Annotated in this window: 21 protein-coding genes and 1 riboswitch; of the genes, 5 read left to right on the forward strand and 16 right to left on the reverse strand. The window is 69.4% G+C overall.

From position 1 onward, the window contains the following. Window positions 1–8: 8 nt before the first annotated feature. Entirely contained in the window at window positions 9–1,280 is a 1,272-nt protein-coding gene (gene glyA, locus ALI44B_RS06260; RefSeq protein ID WP_077053761.1) for a serine hydroxymethyltransferase, read from the reverse strand. Between the two features lie 42 nt (window positions 1,281–1,322). After that, window positions 1,323–1,437: riboswitch (ZMP/ZTP riboswitch) on the reverse strand. Window positions 1,438–1,487: 50 nt separating this feature from the next. Between glyA and nagA the strand changes: the two genes are divergently transcribed. Then, entirely contained in the window at window positions 1,488–2,636 is a 1,149-nt protein-coding gene (gene nagA, locus ALI44B_RS06265; protein ID WP_496507428.1) for an N-acetylglucosamine-6-phosphate deacetylase, read from the forward strand. 85 nt (window positions 2,637–2,721) lie between these two features. Here nagA and mnhG read toward each other — a convergent pair whose 3' ends face one another. Genes mnhG through ALI44B_RS06295 form a run of 6 tightly spaced genes read right to left on the reverse strand, consistent with a single transcriptional unit; the run spans window position 2,722 to window position 9,085 of the window. Continuing rightward, on the reverse strand, window positions 2,722–3,198 hold the full coding sequence (gene mnhG / locus ALI44B_RS06270; protein ID WP_238592097.1) for a monovalent cation/H(+) antiporter subunit G: 477 nt from the start codon (window positions 3,196–3,198) through the stop codon (window positions 2,722–2,724). Then, entirely contained in the window at window positions 3,195–3,458 is a 264-nt protein-coding gene (locus ALI44B_RS06275; RefSeq protein ID WP_077053763.1) for an MrpF/PhaF family protein, read from the reverse strand. Before ALI44B_RS06275 ends, mnhG begins: the two co-directional genes overlap by 4 nt. Then, on the reverse strand, window positions 3,458–4,111 hold the full coding sequence (locus ALI44B_RS06280) for a Na+/H+ antiporter subunit E (protein ID WP_077053764.1): 654 nt from the start codon (window positions 4,109–4,111) through the stop codon (window positions 3,458–3,460). Before ALI44B_RS06280 ends, ALI44B_RS06275 begins: the two co-directional genes overlap by 1 nt. Further along, the gene (locus ALI44B_RS06285) at window positions 4,108–5,667 is read right to left on the reverse strand and encodes a Na+/H+ antiporter subunit D (protein WP_077053765.1); all 1,560 of its coding nucleotides are present in this window, start codon (window positions 5,665–5,667) and stop codon (window positions 4,108–4,110) included. Before ALI44B_RS06285 ends, ALI44B_RS06280 begins: the two co-directional genes overlap by 4 nt. Next, window positions 5,664–6,170 (reverse strand): sodium:proton antiporter, encoded by a 507-nt coding sequence (locus ALI44B_RS06290; protein ID WP_077053766.1) that lies wholly within the window; start codon window positions 6,168–6,170, stop codon window positions 5,664–5,666. Before ALI44B_RS06290 ends, ALI44B_RS06285 begins: the two co-directional genes overlap by 4 nt. Beyond that, entirely contained in the window at window positions 6,167–9,085 is a 2,919-nt protein-coding gene (locus tag ALI44B_RS06295; protein WP_077053767.1) for a Na+/H+ antiporter subunit A, read from the reverse strand. The genes ALI44B_RS06290 and ALI44B_RS06295 overlap by 4 nt, the downstream gene beginning before the upstream one ends. A 178-nt stretch (window positions 9,086–9,263) precedes the next feature. On the opposite strand from ALI44B_RS06295, the gene ALI44B_RS06300 reads away from it, so the two are divergent. Next, a complete protein-coding gene (locus tag ALI44B_RS06300; protein ID WP_077053768.1) occupies window positions 9,264–11,438 on the forward strand; it encodes a hypothetical protein in 2,175 nt (724 codons plus the stop codon). A 16-nt stretch (window positions 11,439–11,454) separates the two neighbouring features. Here ALI44B_RS06300 and ALI44B_RS06305 read toward each other — a convergent pair whose 3' ends face one another. Further along, window positions 11,455–12,801, reverse strand: a complete 1,347-nt coding sequence (locus ALI44B_RS06305) for an MFS transporter (RefSeq protein WP_083709603.1) — start codon at window positions 12,799–12,801, stop codon at window positions 11,455–11,457. Between the two features lie 240 nt (window positions 12,802–13,041). Here ALI44B_RS06305 and purU point away from each other — a divergent pair, with 240 nt between their 5' ends. Genes purU through ALI44B_RS06320 form a run of 3 tightly spaced genes read left to right on the forward strand, consistent with a single transcriptional unit; the run spans window position 13,042 to window position 15,662 of the window. After that, window positions 13,042–13,917: a formyltetrahydrofolate deformylase gene (gene purU / locus ALI44B_RS06310; protein WP_077053769.1), complete on the forward strand. Its 876-nt coding sequence runs from the start codon at window positions 13,042–13,044 to the stop codon at window positions 13,915–13,917. Between the two features lie 18 nt (window positions 13,918–13,935). Beyond that, on the forward strand, window positions 13,936–14,292 hold the full coding sequence (locus ALI44B_RS06315) for a YrdB family protein (protein WP_077053770.1): 357 nt from the start codon (window positions 13,936–13,938) through the stop codon (window positions 14,290–14,292). Beyond that, entirely contained in the window at window positions 14,289–15,662 is a 1,374-nt protein-coding gene (locus ALI44B_RS06320) for an FAD-binding oxidoreductase (protein WP_077053771.1), read from the forward strand. The genes ALI44B_RS06315 and ALI44B_RS06320 overlap by 4 nt, the downstream gene beginning before the upstream one ends. 12 nt (window positions 15,663–15,674) lie before the next feature. Here the strand turns inward: ALI44B_RS06320 and nagB are convergent, their stop codons facing one another. From nagB to ALI44B_RS06360, 8 genes are all read right to left on the reverse strand, one after another. Continuing rightward, window positions 15,675–16,466, reverse strand: a complete 792-nt coding sequence (gene nagB / locus ALI44B_RS06325) for a glucosamine-6-phosphate deaminase (RefSeq protein ID WP_077053772.1) — start codon at window positions 16,464–16,466, stop codon at window positions 15,675–15,677. 65 nt (window positions 16,467–16,531) lie between these two features. Then, complete coding sequence (locus ALI44B_RS06330) at window positions 16,532–17,569, reverse strand: ROK family protein (protein WP_077053773.1); 1,038 nt, start codon at window positions 17,567–17,569, stop codon at window positions 16,532–16,534. Further along, a complete protein-coding gene (locus ALI44B_RS06335) occupies window positions 17,566–19,338 on the reverse strand; it encodes a glycoside hydrolase family 3 protein (RefSeq protein WP_083709605.1) in 1,773 nt (590 codons plus the stop codon). The genes ALI44B_RS06330 and ALI44B_RS06335 overlap by 4 nt, the downstream gene beginning before the upstream one ends. Further along, complete coding sequence (locus tag ALI44B_RS06340) at window positions 19,335–20,306, reverse strand: carbohydrate ABC transporter permease (protein ID WP_083709606.1); 972 nt, start codon at window positions 20,304–20,306, stop codon at window positions 19,335–19,337. Before ALI44B_RS06340 ends, ALI44B_RS06335 begins: the two co-directional genes overlap by 4 nt. Then, entirely contained in the window at window positions 20,303–21,304 is a 1,002-nt protein-coding gene (locus ALI44B_RS06345; RefSeq protein ID WP_077053774.1) for a carbohydrate ABC transporter permease, read from the reverse strand. The genes ALI44B_RS06340 and ALI44B_RS06345 overlap by 4 nt, the downstream gene beginning before the upstream one ends. An 81-nt stretch (window positions 21,305–21,385) precedes the next feature. Continuing rightward, entirely contained in the window at window positions 21,386–22,651 is a 1,266-nt protein-coding gene (locus ALI44B_RS06350; RefSeq protein ID WP_077053775.1) for an extracellular solute-binding protein, read from the reverse strand. A 60-nt stretch (window positions 22,652–22,711) separates the two neighbouring features. Next, window positions 22,712–23,938 (reverse strand): ROK family transcriptional regulator, encoded by a 1,227-nt coding sequence (locus ALI44B_RS06355; protein WP_077053776.1) that lies wholly within the window; start codon window positions 23,936–23,938, stop codon window positions 22,712–22,714. A 114-nt stretch (window positions 23,939–24,052) separates the two neighbouring features. Continuing rightward, window positions 24,053–26,809, reverse strand: coding sequence for a helix-turn-helix transcriptional regulator (locus tag ALI44B_RS06360; protein ID WP_077053777.1), 2,757 nt, complete (start codon window positions 26,807–26,809; stop codon window positions 24,053–24,055). Window positions 26,810–26,942: the final 133 nt, after the last annotated feature.

Raw genomic sequence — 26,942 nt, forward strand, 5'->3', positions numbered from 1 at the left:
GGCGGCGCCTACTGCTCGAGGCCCGGGTAGAGCGGGAACGCGTCGGTCAGCGTCTTGACGCGCGCACGCAGGGACGGCAGGTCGGCGTCGGGGCGCAGGGCCGCGGCGATGACATCCGACACCTCGGTGAACTCGGCGTCGCCGAAACCGCGCGTGGCGAGGGCGGGCGTGCCGATGCGCAGGCCCGACGTGACCATGGGCGGGCGCGGGTCGAAGGGAACCGAGTTGCGGTTGACCGTGATGCCCACCTCGTGCAGGGCGTCTTCGGCCTGTTTGCCGTCGAGGGGCGAGGTGCGCAGGTCGGCGAGCACCAGGTGCACATCGGTGCCGCCCGTCAGCACGTCGACGCCGGCCTCGCGTGAGTCGTCGGCGGTGAGGCGGTCGGCGAGGATGGCGGCGCCGCGCAGGGTGCGCTCCTGGCGGTCGACGAACTCGGGCTGCGCCGCGAGCAGGAAGGACGTGGCCTTGGCCGCGATGACGTGCATGAGCGGCCCGCCCTGCTGGCCGGGGAACACGTTGCTGTTGAGCTTCTTGGCGATATCGGCGTCGTTCGACAGGATGAAGCCCGAGCGCGGGCCGCCGATGGTCTTGTGCACGGTGGACGACACGACGTCGGCGAAGGGCACGGGCGACGGGTGCAGACCCGCGGCGACGAGGCCGGCGAAGTGCGCCATGTCGACCCAGAGCTTGGCGCCCACCTCGTCGGCGATGGCGCGGAAGGCGGCGAAGTCGAGCTGACGCGGGTAGGCCGACCAGCCGGCGATGATGACCTGCGGCTTGTGCTCGAGCGCCTTCTCGCGCACGACGTTCATGTCGACGAGGAAGGTCTCGGGGTCGACGCCGTAGGAGACGGCGTTGTAGAGCTTGCCCGAGAAGTTGAGCTTCATGCCGTGGGTGAGGTGCCCACCGTGGGACAGCTCGAGGCCCAGGATGGTGTCGCCCGGCGTGGCGATGGCGCTCAGCACGGCGGCGTTGGCCGACGCACCCGAGTGCGGCTGCACGTTGGCGAAGTTGGCGCCGAACAGGCTCTTGGCGCGCTCGATGGCGAGGCTCTCGGCGATGTCGACGTATTCGCAGCCGCCGTAGTAGCGACGCCCGGGGTAGCCCTCGGCGTATTTGTTGGTGAGAACCGAACCCTGGGCCTGCAGGATGGCGCGGGGAACGAAGTTCTCGCTCGCGATCATCTCGAGGTAGTCGCGCTGGCGACCCAGTTCGAGCTCGAGGACTTCGGCAATCTGAGGATCGACCTCGGCCAGGGGGGCGTTGAAGGTGGAAGACAAAACTGGCTCCTTTTAGACACAGTTGACGGAACAATCGGTTCTCGTATCGGCCCAGGCGTGCGGCCGAATCCGTGTCAGTCGCTCCCCGATGGTAACCATCTCGGGCGGATGCGCCAGCTGCTCACGATCCGTCACTACGCCAGTTGCGACCCGTCCAGCATAGCAGCGGCGGCCCGGTCGAACGCTAGTGTTGCCAGCGTGAACGCCTTGCCCACGATCATCCATTCGGCCACCCTCATCGACCACGCGCGCCGGGTCACCGACGCTTGGGTGTGCCTCGACGGCGGCCTCGTGACGCACGCCGGGCGGGGCGACGGATGGCGTGAGCTGAGCGCCGCGCCCACGGCCGATGTGGTCGACGCCACCGGCCTCTTCCTCACCCCCGGCTTCATCGACCTGCACGCACACGGTGGCAACGGCGCGGCGTTCGACGACGGTGCGGATGCCATCTCCCGCGCGCTCCTGGTGCACCGCCGTTCGGGCACGACCCGTTCGGTGCTGTCGCTCGTCACGGCCTCGATCGAGGACCTCGCCGCCCGCGTGGCCGGGATCGCGCGGCTCGCGGCATCCGACCCGGCCATTCTGGGCTCGCACCTCGAGGGCCCTTTTCTCGACCCGGGGCACAAGGGCGCGCACACCGAGTCGCTGCTGCGACCCGCGGATGCCTCGAGCATCGAGCACCTGATCGAGGCGGCCGCCGGCACCCTGCGTCAGGTGACCATCGCCCCCGAGCGCCCGGGAGCGCACGACGCCATCGCCCGGTTCACGGAGTCGGGTGCGCGCGTGGCGGTCGGGCACACCGATGCCGACTACGACCAGACGCGCGCGGCGTTCGACGCGGGGGCCAGCATCCTGACCCACACGTTCAATGCCATGCACGGCTTGCAGCACCGCTCCCCCGGGCCTGTCGCGGCCGCGTTCGACGATGAGCGCGTGACGCTCGAGCTCATCGCCGACGGGGTGCACGTGCATCCGCGCATGTTGCGGCTGGCGTTCGACGAGGCGCCCGGCCGGGTGGCGCTCGTGACCGACGCGATGGCGGCGGCGGGTGCGGCCGACGGACGGTACTCGCTGGGCGGCCTGGCCGTCGATGTGCGCGACGGTGTGGCGCGGCTGGCCGACGGGGGCGCGATCGCCGGGTCGACGCTCACGCAGGACGAGGCGTTGCGGGTCATGACACGTGACGCGGGTGTTGCCCTCGAGGTGGCCGTCGAGGCCCTGACGACGACCCCAGCTCGTGCCCTGGGCCGCGAAAACGACCTCGGTCACCTGAGCGTCGGGTTTGCGGCCGACGCCGTGCTGCTCGACGAGTCGCTGCACGTGTCGGCCATCTGGGTAGCGGGCACCCGCGTCTGACCTCGGCGACCTGAGCAGCCGAGCACACCCGCGCCCGACAAGATCGCCGCCGGGCCAGATCGGCGTCCGGCGACATCGCCCCCTGCTACGGCTGCTGCAGGTCTTCCCGCCGGAGCAGGTCGTCGCGGATAAGCAGGTCGTGGCGCACGTGATGCGTGCGATACGCGGCACGGGCGACCATGTGAGCCGAGATGGGCGCCGTCAGCGACTGAAACAGGATGATGGCGATGGCGAGCGTGATATTGCCGACCGTGGGGGTCGAGACCGCGACATCCGCCGTGATGGCGAGCAGGCCGAGCACCTGCGGCTTCGTCGCGGCGTGCAGACGCGACAGCACGTCGGGGAAACGCAGGAGACCCACTCCGGCCGCGAAACACATGATGGCGCCGATCATGACCAGCAGCACCGTGAAGGTGTCGCGGATGGGATCGCCACTGAATTCGGGCATGCGCGGCGTGATCTCGGGCACGGCGCTCGTGGCGGCGCCGGTCGCGTCAAGCGATACGGCCTGCGTCGCGGCCGCGGCGGCGACGGCGACGGCGACGGACGTCACGCCGATCATGCGTCGTCCTGCTTCGCCATGAATCGCGCAACGCTGATCGACCCGAGCACCGCGAACATCGCGAGGGCCAGCAGCACGGGCAGGTTGTCGGCGTGATGGTTGAGCGCCATCTCGGCTCCCAGCGCGCACATCACGGTGGCGACGAGCACATCCGAGGCGATCACCCGGTCGAGCAGGCTGGGCCCCTTGATGATGCGGTAGACGGCGGCGAGCGCGCCGGCCCCGAAGAGCACGGTGATCACGATGACGACGGCGAGCATCAGCTGTTCCCTTCTGTCGCACTCGACCCGGACGCGGACCCGGAATCGGTCTGGGCGTCGGGCCGGGCACGGGCGGTCGGTGTCGCACCCGCGTCGCGCGCACTCACGCGGTCGACGTCGTCCCGCGACCCGAAGGCCATGACGAGTCGCCGCTCGGTGCCGAGCGCCTCGCTGAGGACGCGTTCGACATCCGCTTCGTCGTGGGTGTCGAGCGAGTGCAGGTAGAGCACCGAGTTGGCGCGGTCGAGGTCGACCACGATCGAACCGGGCACGAGCGAGATGGCCTCGGCCGTGGCCGACATGATGAGGTCGGAGCGCGTGGACAGCGGCACCTCGATGATGGCGTTACTGGGCGTATAGGTGGGTTTGGTCACGAGCCACGTGATCTGCGCCGAGGCGCGCACGATGTCGACGACGAGCCGGCCGAAGAAGTAGGCGGCCCAGAGCACGTTGACACGGCCCGAGAGTTGCACGGCGGGCAGGTAGAACACGAGGGAGACGAGCACGGCGAGAGCGATGCCCGTGACGATGGTGAGGACATCCGCTTTGCCCCAGAGGAGGCACCACAGCACGACGAGGCCGAGCAGGAGCGTGATCTGGCTGACGATCGAGCGTGTGGGGCCGGAGTTCGATCCGGCGTTCGAGGAGCTCATTCCACACCTCCCGGGAATACGGCGTCGACGTAGTTCGAGTGGTTCTCGTTGGCCACGGCCGCGCGGTTGGCGAGGTCGAAGAGCGGCCCGGCGAAGACCGTGAGCGACAGGCTCAGCAGCACCATGCCCGTCGTGGCGGCGATCATGAGGCGCGGCGTGTGCTTGCGGTCGATCTCTCCGGCGTCGTCGGGGTTCTCGGCGAGCGACTGGATGAGCGGCGACTCGTAGTCCTTGACCTCGTCCTTGCGGCGCCAGAAGCCCATGTTCCAGACGCGCATGAGGGCGTAGAGGGTGAGGAGCGATGTTGCCGCGCCGGCGCCGATCAGAATCCAGGCCAGCGGGTCGTTCAGCTGCACACCCGCCTGGAAGAGCCCGACCTTGCCGAGGAAGCCCGAGAATGGCGGGATGCCGCCCAGGTTCATGGCACCGATGAAGAAGAGGATGGCCACGAACGGGGATGCCTTGAGCATGCCGCCCAACCGCGAGATGGATGCCGTGCCGCCGATGCGTTCGACGAGCCCGATGGCCAGGAACAACGTGGTCTGCACGATGATGTGGTGCACCACGTAGTAGATGGTGGCCGTCATGCCCAGCTCGGAGCCGACCGCGATGCCGAAGATCATGTAGCCGATGTGACTCACGAGCGTGAACGACAGCAGACGCTTGATATCGGCCTGGGCGAGCGCGCCGAAGATGCCGATGAGCAGCGTGAAGAACGCGACCACCATCAAGGGCACGGCGAGCGGCACATCCGTGAAGAGCACGGTGTCGGTGCGGATGATCGCGTACACACCCACCTTGGTGAGCAATCCGGCGAACACGGCGGTGACGGGTGCGGGCGCCGTGGGATAGGAGTCCGGCAGCCAGAACGACACCGGGAACACGGCGGCCTTCACGGCAAAGCCCAGCAGCAGCGCGCAACACAGGATGAGCTGCACATCGGGTGGCAGGTCGCGCACGCGTTCGGCGATGAGCGCGATCGTGACCGTGCCGGTTGCGCCGTAGATGAGCGCAATGGAGGCCAGGAACAGCAGCGACGACATCAGGCTGATCACGATGTAAGTGACGCCGGCTCGGATGCGGGCGCCCGTTCCCCCGAGCGTCAGCAGCACGTAGCTCGCCGCCAGCAGCATCTCGAAGCCCACGTACATGTTGAACAGGTCGCCCGCCACGAAGGCGTCGAACAGGCCGGCCGCCAGCACGAGATAGGTGGGGTGGAAGATCGACACGGGCGTCTCGTCGTGGTTGTCGGCCACGCCCTGCCCGATCGAGAAGATGAGCACGCCCAGCAGCATGAGCGCCGAGACGAGCAGCATGATGGCCGAGAGCCGGTCTACGACGAGCACGATGCCCCACGGCGGCTGCCAGGCCCCCACGTTGACCACGACCGTGCCGTGCGTGTCGACCCAGACGAGCAGCATGGCGCTGATGATGGTCACGGCCGTGAGCGCGAGCGAGCTGATGGCGATCTGGATGCGCGGGCGGTGCCCGAAGATGAGCGCGATCGCCGCCCCCAGCAGCGGGATCGTGACGACGAGAGGGACCAGGGCGTTCATCGGCGCTCCTTCTCTCGTGCCTCGGGGTCGTCCTCGATGGGACCTGAATCGCTGTCGCTGTCGCCGTGTTCGTTCGACGCGTCGAGCACCTGTTGAATGGCGAGATCGTCTTCGTCGACGGCCGCGAAGGCCGCCTCGGTCGAGGCCTCGGTCTCACCCGCGTGTTCGTCGGTGAGCGTGTCGCCCTCGTCGCCCAGCTGGGCCAGCCACCACGAGCGGTAGACGAGCGCCAGGATGAAGGCGACGACGCCGAAGTTGATCACGATGGCCGTGAGCATGAGCACCTGCGGCACCGGGTCGACCATGTTCTCGTCGGCGGCCGTGCCCGTGACGATGGGCGCGCTGCCGCTCGGGCCGCTCATCAAGAAGATGAGGATATTGGTGGCGTTGCCGACCAGCAGGAAGCCGATCAAGAGGCGCGTCAGGCTGCGTTCGAGCATGACGTAGATGCCCGTTCCGTACATGACGGCCATCAGCACGACGAGGGTGAGCGAAGCGGTCACGGGCGCACCTCCGCGGGCGTGAAGTCGTCGTCGGTGCCGGCCTCGAGGTCGGTGTCCTCCTGCTGGCGGTCGACCTCGGCGCCCAGCGAGCGCAGGATGTCGAGCGTCAGGCCGATGACGACGAGGTAGACGCCCACGTCGAAGATCGACGACGTTCCGATCGACAGATGGCCGAGCACGGGGACATCCGCTTCGAGGTAGGCGGATTGCAGGATCTCGCCGCCGAAGAAGAGCGAGCCGATGGCCGTGCCGACCGCGAGCAGCACGCCGACGCCGAGCACCTTGCCCGGGTCGATGGGCGCGGCCTCGCCGAGTTCGTATCGGCCACCCGCGAGGTAGCGGAACACGAGCGCGAGGCCCGCGAGCAGGCCGCCCGCGAAGCCGCCGCCCGGCGCGTTGTGGCCGACGAAGAGCAGGAACACGCTGACGACGATGGCGGGGTGGAACAGCAAGCGCACGAGCACCTCGAGCAGCACCGAGCGGTTCTCGCTCGACACCTTGAGCCCGCCGAGCAGCCAGGACTGGCGGTGCGTGCTCTCGGGGTGCTCGGTGGTCTGCGGGTCGTCGATCACGTTGCGGCGGTGCTCTGCGCGGCGCTGATTGCGCGACCCGCTGAGCCGCGGCAGGGCCTTGGCGCGTCCCGAGACGAACAAGAGGCTCGCGATGCCCGTGGCCACGACGACGAGCACCGACAGCTCGCCCATGGTGTCCCACGCGCGGATGTCGACGAGCATGACGTTGACGATGTTGCGGCCGTGGCCCTCTTCATAGGCCAGCCGCGGCAGCTCGGCGGCGATGGATGGCGCCTGCCGCGCGCCCAGCGCGATCAGGCCGATCGTTCCCATCACGAGTCCGACGAGCACGCCGATGATCAGGCGCCGCGTGCGCTGCTCGGGCTTGTTGTGCTGCGCGATCTTGACGGGGAGGCGCCGCAGCACGAGCACGAAGACGACGACCGTGATGGTCTCGACGAGCGCCTGCGTGAGCGCCAGGTCGGGCGCACCGTGCAGCGCGAAGAGCCCGACCATGCCGAAACCGGTCACACCCGCGAGCAGAACGGCCGTCATGCGCTGCTTGGCGAGCGCGGCGGCGATGGCGGCGATGCCCATGACCACGGCGACGACGAGCTGCGCGGGCGAGTCGAACCAGCGGATGCCGGGGGGCCAGGTGCGCCCAAGGGTGGCCGTCAGGCCGAGCGCCAACACGAAGACCACGAGGATGGTCGAGAGGTACTGCGACAGTCCACCGCGCTGCGCGAAGATCGTGATCTTGGCCGACAACCGGTCGACACCCTGCGTGGCAGCCCAGTAGCCGCGGCTGGCATCGACGAGCGGCGGAACCTTCTCCTGCAGGCGCGCCACGCCCCGGCGCCGCCAGAACAGCAGGCCGCCGAGCACGAGCACCGCGGCGCTGATGAACAGCGCGGGCTCGAGCCCGTGCCAGAGCGCCAGGTGGTAGTGGCCCTCGCCCGGCACGGTGTCGGCGTAGAGCGCGAGCAAAGGATCGAGCAGGGGGACGGCGATGCCGAGGACGACGGTCGCGAATGCCAGCACGGCGGGCGCGAACTGGATGCCCCAGCCATCCGCGTGCAGTTCGGTGGGGACGATCTTCTTGCGGTTGCCGAACGCGCCCCACAGGAAGCGCGCGCTGTAGGCCACCGTGAGCACCGAGCCGACGGCCGTGCCGACGAGCGCCACCCAGCCCCAGAACTCGCCCGCGACGGCAGCCTCGACGAAGGCGCCGAAGACAGCTTCCTTCGCGACGAAGCCGAGCAGCGGCGGAATGCCCGCCATCGAGGCGACCGCGATGGCCGTGATGACGAAGAGCGACGGCGTGGTGCGCCACAGCCCCGAGAGTTTGCGCCAGTCGCGCGTGCCCGCCTGGTGGTCGATGATGCCGACAACAAGGAAGAGCGTGGCCTTGTAGAGCGCGTGGGCGAGCAGGAGCGCAGCGGCGGCCAGTGCGGCATCCCGTGAGCCGAAGCCCGTGATGACCATGAGGAAACCGAGCTGCGAGACCGTGCCGTAGGCGAGCACGAGCTTGAGGTCGTATTGCCGCAGGCTGCGCCAGGCCCCCACAATCATGGTCCAGACGCCGAGACCCACGAGCAGGGCCTGCCAGCCCGGGATGTCGGCATAGCCCGGCGCCAGACGTGCAACCAGATAGATGCCGGCCTTCACCATGGCGGCCGCGTGCAGGTAGGCGCTCACGGGCGTGGGGGCGGCCATGGCGGCGGGCAGCCAGAAGTGGAACGGCACGATGGCCGACTTCGAGAGCGCGCCCACCAGGATGAGCAGGATGGCGACCGTGGGCCCGGCGCCCTGCGGGGCCTCGGAGACGATGGCGGCCAGCGACGTCGTGCCGGCGAAGGACGAGATCATGATCACGCCGACGAGCATGACGAGCCCGCCGAAGGTCGTGACGAGCAGCGCCTGCAAAGCCGCACCGCGCGACTCTTTGCGCCCCGTGTAGTGCCCGATGAGCAGGTAGGAGAGGATGCTCGTGATCTCCCAGTACATGAACATCACGATGATGTCATCGCTCGTCACGAGGCCGTACATCGTGCCGGCGAAGGCCAGCAGCAGGCCCGCGAAACGCCCGAGGCCCGGCTCGTCGGCGTCGAAGTAGCGGGCGCAGTAGACGAGCACGAGGGCGCCGACGCCCGTCACGACGAGGGCGAGGAGCCAGCCGAGTGCGTCGACGCGGGATGTCAGGGCGATGCCGAGCTGCGGAATCCACTCGATCTTCTCCTCGATCACCCCGCCTGAGGCGATGGTGGGAGTCTGCGCGAGGGTAATGCCGAAAACGGCGGCCGGCAGAAGCGCGATGACGTAGAAGACGCGGGTCGAGAGCCAGCGGGTGAGGAGCGGAGACGCGACAGACAGCGCTGCAAACAGAGCGAGGATGAGTGTCATGCAGGTCTCCTGATCGAGGCGGCCGCTGGCTTACAAACTTATCAGGTGTGCGGATACCTCTTATACGGGGCTTGCGCGTGGGGGCGCCTATCTGCATGGCGACGACGATCAGCTGATTCGGATACATAAATGTCAGCATTGTATGTATTCCGTCGATCGCTCATCAGAGGAGGCTCACATGCCACGGCATCGACCCACATTCGCGGGCAACTCATCCGGCTCGGTCGGTCAGGCCGCCGTACCCGCATCCGGCACCACAACGGCCAGGGGCGGCGCGTCCCTCCCTGAACCCGATGACACGGGAACTCTCGTCGTCGACTCGGCCCGGGCGGCACTCGACACGCTTCCCGAGGCCTGGCGTCGCAGCCTGGGCGACCTTCGAGCGTCACACGGCACGTCCGCACACACGCGACACGCCGATGCGAAGAAGGCGCGCACGGATGGATCGCGCGGGCACGCGTCGACGCTGGCCGAACGCCACGATCCGCGGATGCGCCAGCTGGCCGCGACCGCGCTCGACGCGTCCTGGCGCCATGAGCTTGCCCTGCGCATCGATACGACCTCGCCACACCGCGTGATCGTCGACCGCGGCGACGACTACCAGGCCGGCCGGCTGGGCGACCGCACCCGACAGCGGGCCGCCCAACACATCGACCCTTGTGCGCTCTGCACCCGAATTCTTCCCCTCTTTGCGGCGAGCGACGCTATCGTCGACGCGGCGAACGCCTGGGTGCCCGAGCGGCATCGGCGCACGACTCCGGTGCACTATTACCGCAGCGGCACCGGCTCGGTGGCGGGTGGAGTCGGCGTGGCGGTAGCGACTGCCGTCGGCTCGACGGGCGTGGCGTCGGCAGCGTCGGTGCCGGTGCCGGTGTCGACGGCCGCCGCGAGTTCCCCGTTCGCCGCTGCCTCTGCCGTGGTCGGCGCCCTGTCGGCGTCGCTGCGCCGCACCGGTTCTGCCTTCACGCGGGGAACGGCCATCGCGGCCACCGCCACGATCTGCATCGTCAGCGTCGGAATCGGCACCTCGATCGCCCTGTCGGCCGCACAATCGAACGACGGTTTTCCCATGGTGCTGGCGGCGGGTCAGGCCGCACAAGCGGCGAGCGCGTCTCCGCGCCCGGGTGTCCCGGCCGAACCGCGCGCGGAGGCGTCGACGGCGCCCGCGGCCCCGCCCGGCGTTCCCGCCGAACCCGGAGACGAGCAGCATCCCCCCGCGGCCGTCGAGGCGACACCGCCCGCTCCCTCCGAGCCGACGGTTCCCCGCTCGCCGAAGTCCGGGTCGGTGCCGCCGCGAACCGCCGCGCCGCCTCATCGTCCGGCGAACGCGGGCACGCCGTCTGACGGCGTCGCGCCGAGCGGTTCGGCCCCCGTGGCCGCCTCGACGGTCGCTGCACCCACGCCAGCCGTTATCCCGTCGTCGGCTGGGGAGAGCGTTCCCGTCACGACCTCGCCGGCAGGGGGCGCGGCGTCCGTCGCGTCGACGGATGCATCGACCACTGCGTCGGCGAACGCGTCGTCCGGCGCCGGCGCGAATGCCGCGTCGGCGAGCAACGGAAGCGCGGGTACTGCCAGCGCCGGTGACGGAAGCGCGGGAGACGCGGGAACCGGTGCGACGAACGGTTCGGGTTCCGGTGCGATTGGCAGCGCAGAGGGCAGTGGCGGCAGCGGCAACTCCGACACGAATGGCGCGAGCGGCACCGGTGGCACCGCTGGCGCAGGTGGCACAGGTAGCACAGGTAGCACAGGTGGCACAGGCAGCGCCGGGGGCAGCGCGTCGAACAACGCCGATGGCGGGACGAGCGGAACGACCGGGGGCGGCTCGCAGTCCGTGCCCGACTCCGAGCAGCCCTATCGACCCGGCGGGAACGCACCGGTGCCCACACCGACCCGGCCCGACCCGATCGATCCGGACGCATCCACCCCGGCCCCCGCCTCGCCGTCCTCGGGGACAACAGGACCGACCGAACCGAACGCGCCTGCGCCCGGATCTGTCGGACCCGTCTCGGGCGACCCCGAGACGCCCGGGGTGCCCGCGGTGCCCGCGAGGCCCGCCGAGCCCGCGAAGCCCGCGGCGACGCCAGGCACAGCGCCCGCGCCGGTTACTCCCCCGGCACCGGTTGCGCCGACCGCGCCGACCCGGCCGGTTGCCCCGCCCGCAGCCGCGCCGACTCCGGCAGCCAAGCCCGCCAACCAACCCCGGCCGACACCTGTGGCTCCCGTAGCGCCCACGGCCGCGCCGTCACCCGTCACCCCCGTGGGCGAAGGTCCGGCGGCGGGCGGCGCTTCGTCCGGCGGGGTCGGCATTCCCGATGCGCCGACCCGCCCGGCGCCCGTGCGCCCGCTGGGCTAGCGGCACGCGAGCTGTTCTAGCGCGTGGGCGTCACACCTGAGCGTCGTCGCACGGCGAGTTCGTATCGCCGTGCGACGACGACCAAGACCCCACCGATCACGAGCAGCACGACGTAGAAGTACGGCAGCGATTCGATGCCGATGCCGTCGAGCAAAAGGCCGCCGACGAACGCGCCGCCGCCGATGCCCACGTTGAACGCCGTCGTGTAGAAGGCGCTGGCGGTATCGCGAATGCGCGCACTGGCCGAATGCAGCATGCGCGTCTGCATGAGCGGCGCGATGGCGCCGTAGGCGATGCCCCAGACCAGGAAGATGATGAGCGCCGCCCAGAACCATCCGGCGACGAGCGCGAGCGCCGTGACGAACACAATCGACAGGCCGATGCAGATGAGCAGGCCCCGCGTTGTGCGTTTGGCGAAGACCGTGCCGGCGAGCACGAGACCGAGCGCGCCCGTGATGCCGAAGCCGAACAGCGCCAGGCTGATCTGGGCCTCGGGAACACCGATGACATCCGTCAGGTAGGGCGCGATGTAGGTGTAGAAGCTGTAGTGGCCGATCATGACGATGGCGACCGTGATGCAGACGAGCGCGACCGAGAAGACCGTGGGGTCGACGGGGCGGCGCGCACCCGAGCGACCGCCGGCGGCCGAGGTGCCCGATGCTCGAGCATCCGCTGCGCTGTCGTCGGCATGTGCGTCGAGCTCACGTTCGACGGGCGGCAGGAACTTGTAGACCACGACGGCGCCGACGAGCAGCAGCACCGCGATGCCCACGAACGAGAGGCGCCACCCGACCGCATGGCCGGCGGCCGTTCCGAGCGGAACGCCCAGCACGAACGCGAGCGTTCCTCCGGCGAGGGTGATCGAGACGGCCCGGCCGATGAGCTCCTTCGGCACCAGGTGCGCGGCATAGGCGCCCACCATCGACCAGAAGAGACCGTGCCCGATGCCACCCAAGACGCGCGTCAACAACACGAGCGGATACGTGGGGGCAAGCGCCGTCAGCACATTGGCGACGGCCAGCAGCACGAGCACCGACATGATCAGGGTCTTGCGCGGGATGCGCACCGTGAGCGCCGTCAAGGGCGCCGACGTGAGCACGACCGTGAACGCGAAAGCACTCACGAGGAAGCCGACCTGCGATTCGGTGACGCCGAGCGACGCGCTCATATCGGGCAGCAAACCCGTGGGGATCATCTCGCTCGTCACCGAGAGGAAGACGGCGGCCGAGAGGGCGATGAGGCCCACCCAGGGAAAGCGCGCGCCAGCGGGCGGCGACGAGGTCACGGGCCCGGTGACGATCGGCAGGGAGCCGGTCGGGGTGTCAGACCCGCGATCGGGCAGGGGAATAGGAGAAGTGGTCATCAGTGTGTCCGACGATGGCGTTCACTCCGGCACCGGCTGGCCGTCACACTGAGGGTGACCCCTGGCCGCGGGAGTTCGTCTGCGCGCTCATGTGCGCGCCCAGGGCCGGGCGAACCGCCGCGGCCAGCACCCATTCTACGGGCGGGCGGCGCGCGACACCAGAAGGGGTTCGCGAATGCCACGAGCCGCCGTCCCAGCGACCGCCACGGTTCGAGCGCCCCGGTGTCCTATCCTGGGCGAATGACTTCCGACGCCACCGCCTCCGCGCCCCACAACCACTGGGTGCTCACGTTCGTCTGCCCCGACGCGCCGGGAATCGTGCACGCCATCTCGGGGGCCATCGTCGAAGCATCCGGAAACATCACCGAGAGCCAGCAGTTCTCGAGCGCCGACACGGGCCGCTTCTTCATGCGCCTGCAGGTGCAGGCCCCGACCGACCAGCAGCAGTTCGAGGCCGCCATCACACCCGTCGCCGAGCGTTTCCAGCTGGACTGGCGACTCGACCGCGTGGGCCGCCCGCTGCGCACGCTCGTGCTCGCCTCGACGGCCGCGCACTGCGTCAACGACCTGCTGTTCCGCCAGCGCGCGGGCCAGCTGCCCGTCGAGATCCCGCTCGTGCTGTCGAACCACGGGTCGCTGCGCGAGCTCGCGGCGTTCTACGGCGTGCCGTTCGAGTCGCAATCGGTCACGGATGCCGCGAGCAAGGCCCTCTTCGAACGCCGCATCCTCGAGGCCGTCGAGGAGCACGACATCGAACTCGTCGTGCTCGCGCGCTACATGCAGATCCTGTCGCCCGAGCTGTGCGAGAAGCTCGCGGGCCGGGCCATCAACATCCACCACTCATTCCTGCCCGGTTTCAAGGGCGCGAACCCCTACCGGCAGGCGCACGCGCGCGGCGTGAAGCTCATCGGCGCCACGGCGCACTTCGTGACGAGCGACCTCGACGAGGGGCCCATCATCGAGCAGAACGTGGTGCGCGTCGACCACGCGCAGAGCCCCGCCGAGCTCGTCGCCATCGGACAGGACGAGGAGAGTCGCACGCTCACGCAGGCCGTCAAGTGGTTTGCCGAGGACCGCGTGCTGCTCGACGGCGCCCGCACCATCATCTTCCGCTAGCGCGCCTAAGATTGACGGGTGCAGAACCAACGAACCACCCCCGCAATCGGCGTCATCGCCGTCATCCGTTTCGTGCTCGAGATCACGGCCTTCGTCGTGCTCGCGGTGTGGGGTTTCGTCACCTGGCCGTTCCCGTGGAACATCCTCGTCGGTGTGCTCGCGCCCGTTCTCGCCATCGTGCTGTGGGCGCTGTTCCTGTCACCCAAGGCCGTTCTGCGGGTCGATCCGTTCGGCAAGGCGCTCATCGAGATGCTCATCATGTTCTCGGCGGCGTTCGCGTTCCTGCAGCTCGGCCTCTGGCCCGTGGCCATCGTCTTCGCGGTGCTCGCCGTCGTGACGGGCGTGCTCAACGGCCGCAAGGAGATTTCCGCGTGACCTCCGCGCGCGTTCTCGACCTGTTGACGGCCGCGCTCGGTGACCGGGTGGTCACGAGCCCCGAGGTGCTCGACGAGGCGCGCGCCGACAAGTCCGGCCACCGCTCCGACGCCCCGCCCCTCGCGCTCGTCGAAGCCCGCAGTATCGACGACGTGCAGCAGACCCTGCGCATCGCCACCGAGACCGGCACCCCCGTGGTCCCCCGCGGCGCGGGCACGGGTCTCGCGGGCGGCGCCATCGCCGCGGGCGGCGAGATCGCACTGTCGCTGCGTGCGATGGACCGTGTGCTCGAGATCGACGAGAACGATCTGATCGCGGTCGTCGAGCCCGGCATTCTAAACGGCGAATTCGGCCGCATTCTGGCCGAGCGGGGCCTGTGGTTCGCGCCCGACCCGGCGTCGAAAGAGATCTCGACCGTCGGCGGCAACATCGCGACCAACGCGGGCGGCCTGCTGTGCGCCAAATACGGCGTCACGCGCGACGCCGTTTTGGCACTCAAGATCGTGCTCGCCGACGGCACCCTCATGTCGCTCGGTCACCGCAGCGTCAAAGGCGTCACGGGGCTCGACCTCACGGCCCTGCTCGTCGGTTCCGAGGGCATCCTGGGCGTCATCGTCGAAGCCACCGTACGCGTGCGCCGCGCCGTTCCCGGGGTCGTCACGACACTCGCGGCCACATTCCCGCACGTCACGGATGCCGCGGCCGCCTGTTCCGCCATCACCGCCGCCGGCATCCAGCCCGCCGTCATGGAGTTGCTCGAGCCCACGGCGCTGGCCGCCATCCACGACTATCTGGGGCTCGAGGCGCCCACTCCCGGCCGCACGCAGATCATGGTGCAGACCGACGGGCCGCTCTCGGCCGACGACGCCCGCGCCTGCCTCGCGATCATCGAGGCCAACGGGGGCGTGGGCGAGGTCGCGGCGAACGAGGCCGACGGCGAGCGCCTGCTGTCCATCCGGCGCGCCATGCATCCGGCCATGGAGAAGCTGGGCCATCCGTTGATCGAAGACGTGTCGGTTCCGCGCAGCGCGCTCGTGCCCATGTTCGAGGCCATTCAGGAGGTCGAGCGCGAGTTCGGCATCAGCATCCCGACCGTCGCGCACGCGGGCGACGGCAACCTGCACCCGAACTTCGTCTATCAGGGCGACGAGGTGCCCGAGGTCATCTGGCAGGCCGCCGACGCGCTGTTCCTGTCGGCCATCCGGCTGGGCGGCACCCTGACGGGCGAGCACGGTATCGGCATCCTGAAGCGGCGCTGGCTCGAGGCCGAGCTGGGTGCCGAGCAGGTCGATCTGCAACGGCGCATCAAGGCGACGTTCGACCCGCAGGGGTTGCTCAACCCGGGCAAGGTTTTCGACCCGATCGTGTGAGGCTGGGCCGGTTCACTCCGCGTCGGGGACGCGCTGCCAGGACGGTTTGTTCTCGAACGTGTGCCGGTAGTAGTCGGTCAGGGTGAGGGCGGATGCCGCGGCCTCATCGAGAACCACGACCGCCCGCGGGTGGAACTGCAGAACCGAGCCCGGGCACATCGCGCTCACGGCACCCTCGACCATGGCCGCAACGGCCCGCGCCTTTCCGTCGCCCTGTGCCACCAGCACGGCCTCGCGCGATTCGAGGATGGTTCCGAGCCCCTGCGTCAGGCAGTGCGTCGGCACGTCGGCGGGGTCGTCGAAGAAACGCGCGTTGTCGGCGCGCGTCTGCGGCGCGAGCGTCTTCAGCCGGGTCCGTGATGCGAAGGACGAGGTCGGCTCATTGAAACCGATGTGGCCGTTCGAGCCGATGCCGAGGATCTGCAGGTCGATACCGCCCGCGTCGGCAATGGCGCGCTCATAGTCCCGGGCCGCCTGCTCGAGGTCGGCCGCGCGCCCGTCGGGCACCCGCACGTTCTCGGGCCGCAGGCCGAGAGGCTCGACCACCTGCGAGCGGATGACCCGGGCGTAACTCTCGGGGTGCGTGTCGCTGATGCCCACATACTCGTCGAGCGCGAAGCCGCGCACCCCCGAGAAGTCGAGGCCGCGTGCAACAGCTCCGGTTAGCTCGGCGTAGATCGCCGTGGGCGACGAACCCGTGGCGAGGCCCCAGACGAGGGCCGGCCGGGCGCGAACACGCGCTTCGACGAGGCGCGCGGCATACCGGCCTACATCGGCGGGGGTGGGGAGGATGACTATTTCCACGGTGAGACTCCAGGCGTGAGGTTCGGGACTGGCTGGGCAGGTGGCGGGGCGGCGGTCGGAGGCCGCTACGCGACCGTCGCCACGCTCTCGGTCGGGATGCTCGCTCCAGAGATGCTCGCGTCAGGGCCGCTCGAGTCCGCGATGCTCGCGTCGGCGCCTCTCGAGTCCGCGATGCTCGCGTCGGGGATTCCGACGAGGGCTGCTCCGACCGCCGCCGCGGGGAACGCGTCCGGGATGAAGCGCATGCGGGACGCCAGATCGAGCGACGCCAGGAACGGCGAGCGCTCCCCCCATCCGGCGAACACCTCAACGACATCGTCGCGCAGCCGATCACCCAGCGCCGTCAGGCCACCCCCGACCACGACGTCCTCGACATCGACCGTGAGCACGAGCACGCGCACGGCGTTGGCCACGCCCTGCGCCAGACTGCCGCGCACCCGGCGGGCGTCGGAGTTGCCCTGGTCGGCGCGGTCGAAGAGGTCGAGGGGCGGGACCGGATGCGACGTCGGCCACTGCCGGGCGATCGCCGACCCCGAGGCGACGGTCTCGAGGCATCCGCGCTGACCGCATTTGCAGAGCACGCCCGCGGGGTCGACCACGATGTGCCCGATCTCGCCCGCCGTGCCGCGGGAGCCGCGCCAGAGCCGACCGCCGATGACGATGCCGGCGGCGAGACCCGTTCCGAGGTTGAGGTAGGCCATGGACTGCGCCGAATCGTCGTCTCGCGTCGCGCTATCGCCGCTCAGCAGGTGGAACGCGCCGAGGGCGGCCGCCTTGACGTCGTTCTCGATGCTGACGGGTGCGCCGATGACGGCCGAGAGCTCCCGGCCGAGCTCGAGCTCTTCGACGTCGAGGTTGACGGCGTGCTGCACGCGTCCGGCCCGCCGGTCGACCTGACCCGGGATGCCCACGCCGATCGACGCCACCTCGTGCGGCGCCAGGCCGGCCAACGCGGCCAATTCGGTGACGCCCCGCACGGCCGTCGCGACGACCTGCTCGGGGCCGCGACCGGTGGCGAAGCGGCGGCGTTCGATGACCGTGCCCGCCTCGTCGATGACGACGGCGTCGGTTTTGGTGCCGCCGATGTCGAGGCCGATCCTCATGCCGACTCCCCCACGATCAGGTCGAGCAGGGCGTCGCCCGCGAGGCGCGACGCACCCCAGGTGGCGACGTCGGCGTAGCTCAGGGCCGGGTCGGGCCAGCCCATGTCGATGACGACGACATCGTCACCGCGGTCGGCGCGCAGGGCGTCGATGGCGGCCACGGCGGCGGCACGACGATGGATGTCCTTGCCGACGACCAGCACCACGCCTGCGCCGGTCGCGCTCGCGTCGAACGAGCCCTGCTCGGGGATGGTCGCGGCGGGGGCCGCGGAGAAGCGCTGGGCGCGCTCGAGGGCGGCAGCCGAGTTGGAGGCCGGGGCGGGCGCCGAGTCGGCCGCGAACGCGAGGTCGGAGGGGAATGTGGGCGCCGGGTCGGCCGCGGATGCGGGGTCGGAGGCGGATACTAAGTCGGCGGCGGATGTGGATTCGGCGGCGAAGCCCACGGCCGCGAACGGCCCCCAGGGCGATGCGCCCACGGCGATATTGGCGACGCTCTCGACCGTGACGACCGTGAACGACTCACCCCCGCGCGTGCGGGCGAGCCCACGGGTGGCCCGATCGTTGACGTCGAAGACCGAACGCACGCGAGCACGCTCCTCAGCGGTGCCGAGCCGCGTGGACGTTGCGTCGGTCGCGGTCCCGGTCCCGGGCGAGGTCGCCGCTTCGGAGCTCACGTCGCTGAGGCCCGCGGCAACCGAAGCGTCACCCGCAGAAACGCGAGCCTCTGCCGTGCGCTCCGCCAACCAGGCCACACGAGCGGATGCCTCAGCCACACGCTCGGCCGACAGCCGCCCCTCCTCGACCGCACGCAGCACGTGCTCGAGGATCTCGCCGATCTCGGCATCCGAGTTGTCGGTGCCGATGCACAGCAGGTCGCAGCCTGCCCCAAGCGCCCGGACGGCAGCTTCGGGGATGCCGATCTCGCCCGACGCGCCCACCATGTCGAGCGCATCCGACACGATGACGCCCGTGAAACCGAGCTCACCGCGCAAGATTCCCTCGAGGATGGGCGCGGAGAACGTGGCCGGGTTCCGCTCGTCGACCGCCGGCACGAGGATGTGCGACGTCATCACCGTGAGCGTGCCCGCGTCGACGGCCGCCCGGAACGGCTCCAGCTCGCGCGAACGCAGCGTCGCGGCATCCACGTCGATCACGGGGAGCGCCAGATGCGAATCGGAGGACGTGTCGCCGTGCCCCGGAAAATGCTTGGCGCACGCGGCGACGCCCGCCGACTGCACGCCGCGCGTCCAGGCCGCCGAGTGCCGCGCCACGAGGGCCTCGTCGGCGCCGAAACTGCGCACGCCGATCACGGGGTTGAGCGGGTTGGAGTTGACGTCGACATCCGGCGCGAAGGTGAGGGTGCATCCCGTTTCGGCGAGCTCCTCCCCCACGCGGTGCGCCACGGCATACGTGTAGTCGAGGTCATCCAGGCGCCCGAGGATGGCGTTGCCGGGGTAGGGGGAACCCTCGAGGTGATGCACGCGGGTGACATCCCCGCCCTCTTCGTCGATCGCGATGACGACGTCGGGGTGGGCGCGCGCGAGGGATGCCGTGAGCGCGGCCAGCTGTGACCGCGAGGCGACATTTGGCCCGAACAGGCAGACCGCCCCGAGCCCCTGCTCGAGCCGGGCCTCGACCCAGGCGGGCGGGGTCGTGCCCACGAAACCGGGCATGAGGGTCGACAGAACCTGCCGCGACAGCTCGGCGGCCGACGGAGAGGGAGCGGGACTCGACGCGGCGACGCCGCCCGAGGTGACGGTGCCGGTCATCCCTTCACCGCCCCCGACACGAGGCCGCCCGTCATGCGACCCTGCACGATCAGGAAGAAGATCATGACGGGGATGGCGAGCAGCGTCGACCCGGCCATGATGGCGGCCCAGTCGGTGGCCTGCGTGGCCTGCTGGAAGGTGCGCAGCCAGATCGGGAGCGTGAAGGCATCCGGTCGCTGCATGATGATGTTGGCCATGGTGAATTCGTTCCAGGCTTGGATGAACGCGAAGATGCCGGTCGAGACCAACCCCGGCGCGAGGAGCGGGAAGGTGATGCGCCAGAAGGCCTGGCTGCGGCTGCATCCGTCGATCATGGCGGCCTCTTCGAGGTCGGCCGGCACACCCGCGACGAAACCGCGCAGGGTCCAGATGGTGAACGGGAGCACGCCCGAGAGGTAGACGATCGTGAGGCCGATGATGGTGTTGAGCGCCTGCCAGCTGTCGATCATGCCGAAGATGGTGAACATCATGGCCTCGCCCGGGATCATCTGCACGATGAGGATGGCGACGACGAATTGGCGGCGGCCCGTGAAGCGAAACCGCGAGACCGCGAGCGCGCCGAGGAAGGCGAAGACGAGGCAGATCGCGAGGGTCAGGAGCGTGACGGCGATCGACACCATGAACGACGTGGGAAAGTTGCCGCGATCGGGGCGAGCAGGCTCGAACAACACCGTGAGGTAGGCGCGAATGGTGGGCTCGCCCGGGAAGAAGCTCGGCGTCGGCGAGACAATGTCGCGGTTCGGCTTGAGGCTCGTCGACACCATCCAATAGACGGGGAAGACCGAGCAGACGAAGACGATGACGGCCGTGATCGAGAGCACCGTCTTCGTGAGGCGGGCTCGGGCGCGATAGCCGTTGTTGCTGCGGTTGATGGGTTTGTGCGGCACCGTGCGGTTGCTGGTGCTCACGGCGGGCACGGCGTCTTCGATCGGTTCGGCGTCGCCCGTGATCGACGAGTTCAGGCTCATACTTCTTCCTCTTTCACGGTCTTGCGCACGTAGTAGATCGAGATCAGCAGCATCATGGCGACCATGATGAACGAGACGGCGCCCGCAACCCCGAGGTTGCTGTTGCCGAGGTGGTAGATGTAGGTGCCGAAGACGTCGGTCTGCGACGAGATGCCACCCATGCCCTGCAGGGCATACACCTGGGTAAAAACGCGCAGGTCCCAGATCACCTGCAGAATCGTGGTGACCAGCAGGATGCTCTTGAGATAGGGCATGACGATCAGGAAGAAGCGCGTCGGGCCGCCGGCTCCGTCGAGTTGCGCGGCCTCGAGCACCTCCTCGGGCACCTGCGTCAGGCCGGCATAGACCACGAAGGCGACGAACGGGATGGACTGCCACGTGATGATCACGGTCAACACGGCGAAGAACGACAACGGGTCGATCAGCCACGAGTGACCGGTGAAGGCATCCGATTGGGTCAGCCAGTTGAGCACGTAGTTGAGCAGGCCGTATTTGGTGTCGACGATCCAGCCCCACACGATGGTGGCGCTGAGCGGCGGCATGGCCCACGCGAGCAGCAGACCGACCGACATCAGCAGGCGGAAGAACTTGTTGAGCTTCGTCATCATGACGGCGAGCAGGATGCCGATGCCCATCGTGAGCACGACGAGAACAGCCGCGAGCCCGAAGCTGCGGCCGGCCACGGCCCAGAACTCGGGGTCGCCGAGCGTCGACATGTAGTTGTCGAGGCCGATCCACTCGGGCGGGGCGCCGAAGATCTGCGCCTTGCCGTACTTCTGGAACGAGTTGATGGCGAGGCGCACGAGCGGGTAGCCCACCATGACGCCCAGGATGATGATCGACGGGGCGAGCAGCAGCCACGGTGCCGTGGGAAATCGCCGGCGTTTCGACCCGGCGGGCAGATCGGATGGTTCGGCGCGGCGGCGTTTCGGGGCGCGGTTGCCGGCCCCCGGATCGGCGTCGGGCGCGGGTGGCGCGGTGACGAGCGAGGTTGTCATGGGTTACTCCCGAGCGAGTGGTGCGAAATCGGTGCGCGGTGCGAGGGGGTGGGCGAAGGCATCCGCCCACCCCCTGCTCGCTTAGGAGTTGAGGATCTCTTCGATCTTGGCGTCGAGTTCCTTGGCGATCTGTTCGACGTCGCCGCCCTGGGCGATCTTCACGAACGAGTCCTGCAGCACGTTGGAGGCTTCCACGTCGGCCCACTTGGGGGCGGCGGGGGTGAGCTTCGAGGCGGCGGCGGCCTCGGCGGCAGCCTTCGTCACGGCGTCATCGGGCAGCGAGGATGCGGCCGACACGAGTCCCGGGATGAGCCCGTTCTCGGCCATGATCTTCTGGTACTCGGGCGAGACGAGGATCTTGAGCGCGTCGTAGGCCAAGTCCTGGTGCTTCGCCTTCGTGGGAATGGCGATGTTCGAGCCCCCGGCGAACGCTGCGGCGGCCTTACCCTCGGTCATGCCGGGCAGGGCGAATGCGGTGGCATCCTTGCCGAACGTGTCGGGGCAGCCGGGTGCGGTCGGGTCGTCGGCGGCCGTCGCGAGCGAGCCCGCGAACCAGCTGGGTGCCGACAGGTACCCGACCTTGCCCTCGCAGAACGGCACCTGCGCGTTGGTTTCGTCGCCGTCCTTGGGCGCGGCGCTGGCCTTCTCATAGACGGTCTGCATCTGGGTCAGGCCCTTGATGCCGCCCGCGGAGGAGAAGCCGGCCGACCAGGTGTCACCGTCCTGCTCGGCGACGAAGCCGCCGTTCTCCCACACGTAGGGAAGCACGTTGTACCAGTCGCGGCCGGGCGCGTAGATGCCCGAGACGGTCGGGTCGGCGCTGTGCAGGGCCTCGCCGTTGGCCACGTATTCGTCGAGCGTCGTGGGAACGCCGGCGGTCGCGATCTGGGGCGTGTAGAAGACGACGCGGGCGCCGGAGTAATACGGAGCGGCGAAGAACTTCTTGTCATACGTGCCGGCCTCGACGAAACCCGGCAGCAGGTCGTCGCCGCCCAGGTCGTCGAATTTGTCGGTCAGGTCGGTGAAGGCGCCGGCCGAGGTGAAGGCGGCGGCCTGCGTGTTTCCGATCTCCACGACGTCGGGGGCGTCGGATCCACTGAGTGCCGTCGTGTACTTGTCGACGAGACCCGTCCACTGCTGTTCTTCGATGACGAGCGTCGAACCGGGGTTCTCCTTCTCGAATGTCTTCTTCAGGTAGTCACGCGCGGCGTCGGGGGTGTCTGTTCCGACGAGCCAGACGCGGACTTCCGCCGAGCTGTCCGATGTCGATCCACCGCCGGAGCCGGCGCAACCGGCGAGGGCGATCACGGCAACCGTTCCGAGTGCCGCGAGGCTGAGTTTCCTCATCTGAATGTTCCTTTCTAGGGCTTTTCAGTTTTTCTAGGGCTGAATGAGTGGGGTTGAGAGCTACGAAACGCCGAGCTGGCCCGAGAGAACCATGACGGCCGCCCCGCGCAGGACGATGTCCTGCCCGAGGGTGGTGAGCCGAAGCGTCAGATCGCCGTGGAATTCGGCCATCGTCCGGTTTCGGAGGGTCTCGACGGTGGCCTGGGCCAGTGCTCCGTCGAGAAGTTCTTCGGGGCCCGAGAGCACGATCTGCGAGAGATCGAGGGCTCCGACCACGGGCGCGAGCGCGATGCCGAGGCGTTCGCCCGCATCCCGCAGCAGCTGATCGATGCGCGCGGCGGCTGCGTCATCGTCGGCCGAGTCGGCGCGGATGGCCTGGATCTCGGCTTCGAGGCGCGGAATGGCCACCCAGGCTTCGAGGCAGGCCGTCTTGCCGCAGGCGCACAGCGGGCCGCCGTCGGTGCCGACCGTGACGTGGCCGATCTCGCCTGCCGCGAATCGGCTGCCGTAGATGGCGATCCCGCCGAGCAGCAATCCCGCGCCGACACCGTGCCCGATGCGAACGAGCATGAGGTCGCTCTCGGCGTGCCCGAATCCGTGTTCGGCCAGCACGGCCGCGTTGGCGTCGTTCGAGACGATGACGGGGCAGCCGGATGCGTCGGCCACCCGACGCTGCAACTCGAGGTCGTGCCAGCCCAGGTTCGGCGCGCTGTGCACGATGCCCGCGAGGTCGACGACGCCCGGCGAGGCGATGCCGATGCCCAGCACGGGCCGGGTGGATGCCTGCAGCAGGCGTTCGGTCAGCGCGAGCACTTTCTCGACCGCTCGTTCACCGGTGGCACCCTCGAGCGCCACGTCGATCCGTTCGAGGATCTCGCCGTCGAGGTTCATGACGGCCCCGTGAAAGTCGGAGTAGTCCGACAGGTCGAGCCCGATGATCTGATGCGCTTCGCGGTCGATGTCGATGAGCGTGGCGGGTTTGCCCGGGCGCACGCCTTCGCGCTGTCCCCGTTCGGCGATGAGACCGTCGGTGATGAGTTCGGCGACGAGATCGGAGACGGTCACACGGGTCAAGCCGGTTTCGCGCGAGACATCCGCTCGGCTCATGGCGCCGGCCCCGTAGAGGGTCTGCAAGACGAGAGCCCGGTTGTGGTTGCGGGCGTGTTCGGGGAGCACTTTCGCGCTCGGCCGGAGCCGCCGACCGGGCAGATAAGCCGAGGTCTGGGCGGTATTCGGGTGCGCGGCGTCCAGGGTGGAAGAGCCGCGCTGCACTTCCGATGCAGTCATGTTTGTTAGTAAAGCTTACGAACTAATGTCTGGCAAGCAATTCATCTCAGATGGGTGCCCTGTTTACCAGACCGTTACATTTTGTGAGGGTGGTTAACAAACACGAAACGCGGCTCAGGCGTCGGGATGGCTGGACCACAGGGCGCGCACCGACTCGAGTTCATCGCGGCGGCTGATGCCGAGTTTTCGGAAGGCCCTGTTGAGGTGGTTTTCGACGGTGCGTACCGAGACGCTGAGCCGGGAGGCGATGGTGTGGTTCGACGCCCCAACGGCGGCGAGCGCGGTGATCTCTTGTTCCCGCTGGGTGAGCGCGGGGCGGGACGCAGCCTGTGCGTGCACGTGCCACAGCACGTCGGCGTCGAGGGTGCCGCCGAGGGCCTGGGCGAGCTGATCGGCCCGGTCGGCGTCGCCGGCTCGACCAGCCAAGCGATAGGCATCGGCCGCGCGCAGGTAGGCCCCGGCCGCGTGCACGGCCTGGTTGGCGGCGCGCAACCGGTCCCCGGCCCGTTCGATCCAGTCGGCCTCGGCTCCGCCGACGCCGCGCAGGTAGTCGAGCAGGGGGCCGAACAGTTCTCCTTCGAGCGCGGCCGACCGCACCACCCGGGCCGCATCGGAGACGCTCTCGAGCGCCATGATCTCGGCGATCGCCGCCTGGACGGCGAAGCCCCGGCGGGAGAAATCGGCTTGAGCGGCGGCCAGCAGGCGGCGGCTTCGGTCGTCGTCGCCGCGGGCATGGGCGCTCTGCGCTTCGGCGAACTCGGCCGCGGCGAGCGGGAGGGACGACACGTGCGGCAACCATCGCCGAGCCTGCACGGTGAGCGTTTCCGCCACGTCGAGAGCGCCGCGGCGTGCGGCGACGATCGCTCCGAGCACGAGGATGGCTCCATAGACGTCGGCCGATTCAGCGCCGGGTTCGCCGAGCGCCAGCGCGGCACCGATGGCGTCGTCGGCCTCGGCGTTTCGCCCCGTGTGCACGAGCGCGAGGGCGCACACATAGGCCTGATCGCGCAGCGCGTCCGCGTCGAGATCGGCGAGGGCCGCGTCGCGCCACTCGGCGGCCCGGCGCAGCGCCTCATCGATGCGCCCTACGCCGAAAAGCGCCAAGACGGTGACGCGCCTCCGCCGCCTGCGCCAGTGCACACTCTCGTCGACGGGTTCGTCAGGCATCTCCACGAGGCGCAGTGCCCGCGCGAACCACCCCTTGGCCTGCACTATCTCGGCGAGCGCCACGGCCGCCTCGTCGACGCGGGCCGCGCCATACTCAGCCATGGCACCGCCGGCGGCTTGGCCCTCGGCCGCTCCGGCCCCGGCGGCTCCGGCGGCTCCGGCCCCAGCGGCTCCGAGCTCGGCATCCCCATCTTCATCCCCGCCTCCGCCGACTCCCACCCCGGCGGATCCCACTCCCGCGCGATCAATCAGCTCTCTGACAAGCTGCTCGCTGCCCGCCGAGAAACCGTGTGCGCGGACCTCAGCCTCGAGACCGATGACCTCGATGGCGTCGATGGCGTCGGCCGACCCGGGCAAATACGAACGCGCTTCGCTCAACACCCGCGCGAGTTCGCCTTCTCCCCCGTCACGCACCGCGATGTTGACGCGATGCGCGAGTAAAGCCAGGTTGGCCCGCTGCTCCCCCTCGACATAGTCACTGTCGCGCAACACGTCATGGGCGACGCGCTCGGCGCCCGCATCGCGACCGAGCGCGTCGGCTAAGGCCAGCGCGGCGTGCAGGCCAGGATGCCGCCGCCACGCGTCGAGCGCCCGCGCCGCTTCTGCCTGGCGATGTTCTGTCATGAGCCGCGCGACGGCGGGATTGCGCACCGCCTCCCACTCGAGCGCCGCCGGCAGCACGCGGCTCGGCAGGGCGCGGGCCGGCAGCTCGGCTCGCGGCGCGTCTACCGCCGGCCCGGCCTCTCGTTCCCCGCGATCGCTCGCTACCCTCTCGACGAGCCGCACGCGCCGCGCACTGATCGACTGATGCCGGTAGTACTCGGCGATCAATGGAGGGTTGACCGCCACCATCACACGCACCCCGTTGCGGAACACGGTGACGAGCCCGCGGGCCTCGAGCTGTTCGAGCACCGGCGAACCGATCAGCCGCACGCCCCGGTCGATCGTGACGATGCCGGCGAGGGCGAGCATTTCGAGCCCCTCGCGCAGGGATGCCGTGAGCGGGTAGAGGATCTCGGTGATATGCGGGGCGAGGGCGGGGTGCCACAGATCGTCACCCGCGTGCCAGGAGCCGGCCTGCTCCCTGAGGATGCCGTGCTGCCGCCCCGTCTCGCCCACGGCGACGACCAGCCGCGGGAGCCCCCCTGACTTCGAGAACACCCGCCCGGCGGTGTGCGCGTCGACGCCGCCACCGAGGACGTCTTCGAGCAAGGCCCTGACTTCCTCGTATCGCAGAGCCTCGAGGGCCACGCGCGCGACCCGGCACTCGAGCACGTGCAGCGCACCCGAACCTTCGGGGGCGTGAGCGTCGAGCGCATAGACGACGGGCACGTCGGTGCGCCGTTGCACAGCCGAGATGACGCCCCAACTCTCGGGGTCGACTACGGCCGCGTCGTCGACGAGGATCAGCGCCGGCCTGGCGAGCGCCCACCCCGTGAGCGCCTCGACGCGGGCCGAGATGGCACTCTTGCCACCCGCGGACGCAGATCGAACCCCCGCCACCCCGAGCGCTTCGAGCGCATGGGCGCGCAACGCGAATTCACCGGACACCGACAGTGTGCCGAAATCCTCGTCGCGTGCAGCCCGCTCGACACCGCGCAGCAACGTGCTCCGGCCGCTCCCCCATGAGCCACGCAGCTCGACGGAGACCCCTTCACGCACGTGCGCCAGGACGGCCGCCAGCTCGCGACGTCGGACACTCATCACATCTGCCTCTCCGGCGCGAACCCGCGCTCGTACTCAATATATCGATACTTCACATGGCGAACCGAGGCAGACATCGGCCGACGTGTGCAACTACTCAGGCCAGGCTTGCTCGCTACTCAACCCGACCCGC

The organism is Leifsonia sp. ALI-44-B (genome assembly GCF_001984125.1).
Taxonomy (GTDB): domain Bacteria; phylum Actinomycetota; class Actinomycetes; order Actinomycetales; family Microbacteriaceae; genus Okibacterium.